This is a genomic window from Qingrenia yutianensis, from assembly GCF_014385105.1.
In the GTDB taxonomy this organism is placed as follows: Bacteria; Bacillota; Clostridia; order UMGS1810; family UMGS1810; genus Qingrenia; species Qingrenia yutianensis.
Genome location: NZ_JACRTE010000039.1, coordinates 1 through 5,546, shown reverse-complemented (window position 1 = coordinate 5,546; position 5,546 = coordinate 1). Strand labels below are relative to the sequence as shown.

11 protein-coding genes and 1 pseudogene are annotated in these 5,546 nt (G+C 40.3%); all 12 read left to right on the top strand.

Annotated elements, in window-relative coordinates; translation table 11 throughout:
* A complete protein-coding gene (locus H8706_RS12480) occupies window positions 1-168 on the top strand; it encodes a DUF6017 domain-containing protein (protein ID WP_394354574.1) in 168 nt (55 codons plus the stop codon).
* An 18-nt stretch (window positions 169-186) separates the two neighbouring features.
* Window positions 187-381: a hypothetical protein gene (locus tag H8706_RS11720; RefSeq protein WP_262432783.1), complete on the top strand. Its 195-nt coding sequence runs from the start codon at window positions 187-189 to the stop codon at window positions 379-381.
* Window positions 374-1,189, top strand: a complete 816-nt coding sequence (locus H8706_RS11715; RefSeq protein WP_262432782.1) for a ParA family protein — start codon at window positions 374-376, stop codon at window positions 1,187-1,189. Before H8706_RS11720 ends, H8706_RS11715 begins: the two co-directional genes overlap by 8 nt.
* Window positions 1,149-2,063, top strand: coding sequence for a ParB/RepB/Spo0J family partition protein (locus H8706_RS11710; RefSeq protein ID WP_262432781.1), 915 nt, complete (start codon window positions 1,149-1,151; stop codon window positions 2,061-2,063). The genes H8706_RS11715 and H8706_RS11710 overlap by 41 nt, the downstream gene beginning before the upstream one ends.
* Before the next feature lie 2 nt (window positions 2,064-2,065).
* On the top strand, window positions 2,066-2,173 hold the full coding sequence (locus H8706_RS11705; RefSeq protein ID WP_262432780.1) for a DUF3789 domain-containing protein: 108 nt from the start codon (window positions 2,066-2,068) through the stop codon (window positions 2,171-2,173).
* Between the two features lie 20 nt (window positions 2,174-2,193).
* Complete coding sequence (locus H8706_RS11700) at window positions 2,194-2,394, top strand: hypothetical protein (protein WP_262432779.1); 201 nt, start codon at window positions 2,194-2,196, stop codon at window positions 2,392-2,394.
* Window positions 2,395-2,582: 188 nt separating this feature from the next.
* Complete coding sequence (locus H8706_RS11695) at window positions 2,583-3,209, top strand: hypothetical protein (RefSeq protein WP_262432778.1); 627 nt, start codon at window positions 2,583-2,585, stop codon at window positions 3,207-3,209.
* A gap of 57 nt (window positions 3,210-3,266) precedes the next feature.
* Complete coding sequence (locus H8706_RS11690) at window positions 3,267-3,641, top strand: hypothetical protein (RefSeq protein WP_262432777.1); 375 nt, start codon at window positions 3,267-3,269, stop codon at window positions 3,639-3,641.
* A 97-nt stretch (window positions 3,642-3,738) separates the two neighbouring features.
* On the top strand, window positions 3,739-3,954 hold the full coding sequence (locus H8706_RS11685) for a type II toxin-antitoxin system Phd/YefM family antitoxin (RefSeq protein ID WP_262432776.1): 216 nt from the start codon (window positions 3,739-3,741) through the stop codon (window positions 3,952-3,954).
* Window positions 3,951-4,379 (top strand): PIN domain-containing protein, encoded by a 429-nt coding sequence (locus H8706_RS11680; protein WP_262432775.1) that lies wholly within the window; start codon window positions 3,951-3,953, stop codon window positions 4,377-4,379. Before H8706_RS11685 ends, H8706_RS11680 begins: the two co-directional genes overlap by 4 nt.
* Window positions 4,380-4,465: 86 nt before the next feature.
* Entirely contained in the window at window positions 4,466-4,615 is a 150-nt protein-coding gene (locus H8706_RS11675) for a hypothetical protein (RefSeq protein ID WP_262432774.1), read from the top strand.
* 35 nt (window positions 4,616-4,650) lie between these two features.
* A pseudogene (locus tag H8706_RS11670) lies at window positions 4,651-5,546 on the top strand (DEAD/DEAH box helicase family protein); the annotation flags it as partial.

The following is a 5,546-nucleotide window of genomic DNA, read 5'->3' as shown; positions in this document are numbered from 1 at the left end:
TTGAAAATTGACTCGTCGCATATTGAATATATAGACTTCGCCCTGCGGAGCAACACATCAGATGTCCGGAATATCCGGGCATTTTTAATTACAACGATTTATCGGTCGTTTGAAACGGCGGATAATTGGTTTTCGGCAAAAGTAAAACACGATATGGCAAATGTATAGGAATCGGAGGCGGTATGTGTGGAAAATATAAAGCTGCTGGCAAATGCCATAATTCTGCAAGCGGTAAAAGATTACAGGCATACATATTCGCCGCAATGCAGAGCAGAAATCAAGCGTTTTTTTCGTTCCGAATGGTTCCGTGCGTTGACACGGCTTGACGGAGAAATGCTGATAACAAGATTAGAAAATGAAAGGAATGGTTTTTATGGGTAAAATAATCGCAATATCAAATCAGAAAGGCGGAACAGGCAAAACAACTACTACCGTAAATTTAGGTATCGGACTTGCAAACGAGGGCAAAAAAGTGCTTTTAATCGACTATGACGCACAGGGCAGCTTAACACAGTGCTTGGGCTATCCCAATCCCGATGAATTGTCAGTTACAATTTCAAACCTTATGGAAAAGAGTATCAATGAGCAGCCAACGGAACACGGCGAGGGCATTTTACATCACTCGGAGGGTGTGGACTTTATTCCGGCAAACATTGAGCTTTCGGGAATGGAAACATTGTTGGTGAACACTATGAGCCGTGAGCGTGTGCTGAAAAATTATCTTTCACAGATAAAGGACAATTACGATTATGTGCTGATAGACTGCACTCCGTCGCTCGGTATGCTGACAATAAACGCACTCACGGCGGCAAATGAGGTAATCATTCCCGTGCAGTCGCATTTTCTTCCGGCAAAAGGGCTTGAACAGTTGCTCAGTACGGTTGCAAAGGTTAAACGGCAGCTTAACCCGACGCTTAAAATCAACGGAATACTGCTGACTATGGTTGACGGTCGCACAAATCTTGCAAAAGATATATCACAGCTTATCCGAAAAACCTATGGGAGCAATATAAAGGTTTTCAAAACAGAAATACCGCTTTCGGTAAAGGCAGCGGAAACCTCTGCGGTCGGCAAAAGCATTTACAGCTACGACAAAAACGGTAAAGTTGCCGATGCGTACAGAAATCTAACAAAGGAGGTTATGGACAATGAGCAACGGACTAAACATAAGTCTGAAATCATACGATAGTATTTTTCAGAGCGAGGAACAGCGGAACACCGAAGAAATAAAGCCTGTTCCCATATCCGAGTTAAAACCGTTTACGGAGCAGCCGTTTAAGGTGAAGCTTGATGAAGATATGGACGCACTTGTGGAAAGCATCAAACAATGCGGCGTACTCACACCTGTAATCGCAAGACCGCACAAGGACGGCGGTTATGAAATACTTTCGGGACATCGCAGAGTGAAAGCGTGTGAGCTTGCAGGAATAACCGATATTCCTGTTGTGGTAAAAAATCTTGATGATGATACTGCTACAATTTTGCTTGTAGACAGTAATTTGCAACGAGAACATATCTTGCCGAGTGAGAAAGCATTTGCCTATCAAATGAGGCTGGAAGCTATGAAAAGAAAGGCAGGCAGACCGTCAAAAGAAAATCCCCGACAAATTGTCGGGAATTTAGAGAGTGCAGATATTTTAGGACAAGACACGGGCGAAAGCGGTAGGCAAATTCAGCGATACATACGCTTAACAAACCTCATAGACCCCATATTGAATATGGTGGATAATAACCAAATTGCAATGAATGCCGCCGTTGAAATATCTTATCTCGGTTCAAAGGAGCAAGCGGCTGTTATGCAGTCTATTGAAAAAGAGGAAACCTCTCCCTCTATCGCACAGGCTCGAAAGATGCGAAAATTTCATCAGGACGGAAATTTGAGTAATGCCGTAATTGACAGTATTATGATGGAACAGAAACCCGAAACGGTTAAAATTACGCTTGGCGAGGACAAACTAAAAAAATACTTCCCGAAAAGCTATTCAAAAGCAAAAATGGAGGAAATTATTTTGAAACTGCTTGATAAATGGCGCAGGCAACGGGAAAATGAAATGGAGCGATGAATATGTTAAAACTTATACTTATATTCTTTGCAGGAATTTCGGTCGGCGGATTTCTTGGTGTTGTATTTATGTGTTGCTTTATCTCTGCCGGACAAGCCGATAAGAACTAATGAACGGTGAGGTGAAGTGATTGTGCGAAAAGATAAACGACAGACTTAACGGCAGCGGTTGTACTGACATTACCGCCTATGAAGCAATGAAAGCCGTGCGGCGTGAGGAACGGCGAAACCTCATAGCTGAATTAAAAGCTCTTGCAAATAGGCACGGATACAGAATTGTCAGTACGATACGCCTTAAAGATATGGACGGTGATACACAAAATGACGAATAAAGATTGCTTTGCATACCGCAATGACCACTATTGCACGGTTCTAACTGAGGTTGTGTGTAAAAGCAAACAATGTAAATTTTATAAAACTCATAAAAAGTACCGTGATGACCTTAAAAAATATCCGCCCTGTGATTATGCGGATATTTACGCAAAACGGCACAAAAACAATATGAAAGGATATGGATAAAATGGAACAGAAAGAAATACGCTTCATAGATAGCCGTTATAATGAGCTTTTCCGAATAAAAGACGGTGAAAGCATTACGGTTAAATTTTCGGACGGCTCTATGTCAGACAGAAAATGCACATATATTGATGATTATCATACCAAAATCGGTTACAATGTATTTCATATTTGCGAATTTGCCGAGCTTATGGAGCGTGGCGGAAGTACATACCGTCCAAAAGGTACGCCGGAATACGACAAACAGACAATGATTGACTTGAATTTTGTCAAGCAGAATTATGATGCTATTAACAAGGACAAATTCTATAAGACTACAAACGGAGTTATGGAAATGTATTATAACCCAGACGCAAACGCCGGAGGACAGCTTGTTGAGCTTACCATATCCAAAGATGATATTTTGGAAGCTGCAAAGCTATATAATAAACCGCAGGACTTTTTCTCTCACATTGGGGAAATGTCAAAAGGAGTTTTGTATGATGTCGGTACTGAAACTTTTATGGAAACAGCAAAGGACTTTATCGAAAGCAAAGCGGATTTTGAGGGTTGCTCACTTAAAACAATGAACGCACTTAAAAAATACGCTGCTCCAGAAAAATCAAAAACTGATAAAGAGCCGGAACGATAATTTTTTGAAAAATAACAAAAAACACTGTATAATTAAAGCATAAGGAGCGTGATTTTTATGATGACAGCTAAAATAAACTTTATAACCAATAACTTACTTGTAGATATGACTTGCAGAGAAACCGAACTCCGTGACAGCTTGCAGAACATCGGCATACTGATAGTGCCAAGTATGATATATCTCGATAACCGCCGTACACTTCAAATTCAGCTTAACGCAAATGATGAAGTCGGCGAAATCGTGAAAACACTTATCAATACCGAGCGTGATACGCTTGGAACTGTTCAAAGGCTGTGCCGAAGCGTGTATTGCTTAAATGCAAAACACCGTGCGGAGCTGCTTGAAATGATAGAAAACGGCGAAATTACAACAGCAGCCGAAGGCATTGAAATGGCAAAGCGGCTTCGTGAGCCGATGCAGATGTGCAGATAAAAGAATAAATTTACAATTAAAATCGCACGAAATGGTTGACTTTTTAGTGCGATTTGTGTATAATAATAGTGTAATAAAAGCGAAAGGAGTTTTAACTATGTCAATTACAGCTACTGAATTAAAACAAAATCTTGGTCGTTATTTGCTGATAGCTGCAACGGAAGATGTTTTTATCACAAAAAACGGAAAAGTTGTAGCGAAGCTGTCAAACCCCAACCAAGACAGAGTAAATATGGCAAAATCTCTTTTTGGTGTTCTTCCGCAGGATATTACACTTGAAGAAGCTAAAAACGAGAGGATTGATACTATATGAGAGTTTTGGTTGATACCTGTGTTATCGTAGATGCACTTCAAGACCGTGAGCCTTTTTCGGATAATGCAAAAACAATATTTTATGCGGTTGCAAATAAACAAATCGATGGGTATATTTCCGCAAAATCAATAACCGATATTTATTATATCACCCACCGTGCAACTCATAGTGATGAAAGCACACGAAAGATTTTGAAAACTTTACTCGGACTTTTCGATATTCTCGACACGGCAGCCATTGATTGCAGAAAAGCATTGTCATCGGATATTACAGATTATGAAGATGCTGTTATGTGCGAAACAGCCGAAAGGTGCGAGGTGGACTGCATTGTAACAAGGAACGAAAAGGACTATAAAAAGTCAAAAGTAAAGGTATTATCTCCAAGTGAACTTGTGAAATTCTTGGAGGAGACAGAAGAAAACTAAAAATTAAATAAAATCGTATCAGAGCATTGAAACCACAAATTTCAATGCTCTTTTTCTATGCAAAAAATCAAAAGGAGCGATAAAAAATGAATGACGATAAAAAACAATTATGCCCGAACTGCAAAACAGGTGCGGATGCATTGAAACTCGATCCGCACGAGCCTATGTGTCCGTATATGGCATTTCATAACGGGCAGACTTGCACAAAATATGTGCCTATTGAAAAAGATAAATAGCATAGTCAAAAATATATTTTTGGAGGTGAAATCAAATGGCGAGCAAGCTGCAAAACATCTGCGCCTTATCAAATGAAGTCGGCAAAAGCCTATCCGATTATGAAAATTGGACGGCGTTTTTGAAAAGTGCGGCATGGCAATATAAATACTCCTTTCAAGACCAGCTATTTATTTATGCTCAACGCCCGGACGCAACGGCGTGTGCAAGCATTGATATTTGGAATAAACGGTTAAAGTCTTGGATAAATCGTGGTGCAAAAGGTATTGCCCTGCTCCGTGAGGGTGACCGAGGACAATATCTTGACTATGTTTTTGACATTTCCGATACGCACAGCAATAACGCTCCGGTAAGGCTTTGGCAATATAACAGCCGTTTTGACGGCGCTATTATCGAAACGCTTGAAAATTCTTTCGGTGAACTGAAATCCAAAAGCAGTATTACGGACGCTGTTATCAGTGCAGCACAAAATGCAGTCGAGGATAGCAAAGCCGACTACCTTTCAGAACTCAAATATGCAAAAGAAAACAGCTTTTTGGACGGCTTGGACGAATTAAATATTGATATTGAATTTCAGCAAACGACAGAAACCAGTATTGCATATACGGTATTGCAAAGGCTCGGAATCAACGCTGATGAAGTGTTTGAGCGTGAGGACTTCCCGCATATTATGAACTTTAACACAGCGGAAACTCTTTCGGTTTTGGGTAATGCGGTGTCAAGCATATCGGAGGAAACGCTGCGGAATATCTCCGAAACTATCCGTGCGGAGGTCCGTGAAGAAATAAATGCCCGAAAAATTTTTGCGGAAAAAGAAAATGCGGTGTATAATGAAGTCAAAGAAAAAGACGCACCGACAATAAATAATGAAAGGACGGATAATTATGACAGAGATAACATACACGGAAGTAAACGGGTATCTGATACCGAACT